The sequence below is a fragment of the Vibrio sp. 10N.286.49.C3 genome (assembly GCF_041469545.1).
Classification (GTDB): Bacteria; Pseudomonadota; Gammaproteobacteria; order Enterobacterales; family Vibrionaceae; genus Vibrio; species Vibrio tasmaniensis_A.
The window spans coordinates 1-666 of the sequence record NZ_JBFRKT010000102.1 but is presented as its reverse complement, the minus strand read 5'-3'; the positions used below and the strand labels follow the sequence as shown (position 1 = coordinate 666).

The window sequence follows — 666 nt, the reverse complement described above, 5'->3', positions numbered from 1 at the left end:
GGCGTTATGATTTTTATCGAAATAGGCAGGTTTTATGACAATATCGTTTGAAACTCAGAGGCTGAGAGTTGCTGAAATCTCAGGTGCTCTTTCGTTAACTGAGCGCTCAGTTCTGATCGAAGAGATTCCTAGTATTCTAACGCCATTAGTTGTTGAAAACTTGCCTCCATATTTTCATGGTATTACTTCCTGTGAATTGGCGCGAGTTTGGCTCGACCGAATGTTGTCGGAGAGTCGATTACTTCAAGTGAAATCTGAGGCACAAGAGTTAATCGGTTTTCTGTTCGCCTATGTAGAGAACGAAAGTGACGCGCACATAGGTTACTTACTCAATGAAAAATATTGGGGTAAAGGGCTGGCGAGTGAGCTACTGAAGAGCTTTATCGAAGAAGTAGTTAATACTGAGCCTTGGTTAAAGCTTGTTGGTGGCGTTGAAACATCTAATGTTGCTTCAGCTAACTTACTTAAAAAGTTAGGCTTTATAGAGCAACCAATAAATGAAAGTGGTGTGTCCTTTTACGAATACACGATTCCCCGACCACAATCATAACAAGCAATTTAAGCAGACTGTCAACGCTTGGCATTTTTAGTTCGGTTCAGCTTCAGTGATTTCGGTGGTAAATTTGGGTGTATTGGTAGCGTTGTCAGCTACTTAATTGGGCGTTA

1 protein-coding gene is annotated in these 666 nt (G+C 41.1%); it reads left to right on the top strand.

Translation table 11 applies throughout. The features are described 5' to 3' along the window. Positions 1-34 precede the first annotated feature (34 nt). On the top strand, positions 35-550 hold the full coding sequence (locus AB4180_RS22635; protein WP_017096923.1) for a GNAT family N-acetyltransferase: 516 nt from the start codon (positions 35-37) through the stop codon (positions 548-550). The last annotated feature ends 116 nt before the right edge of the window (positions 551-666 follow it).

Coding starts and splice junctions, on each gene's coding strand:
- AB4180_RS22635 (WP_017096923.1), top strand. CDS start 35: ATGACAATATCGTTTGAAACTCAGAGGCTGAGAGTTGCTGAAATCTCA.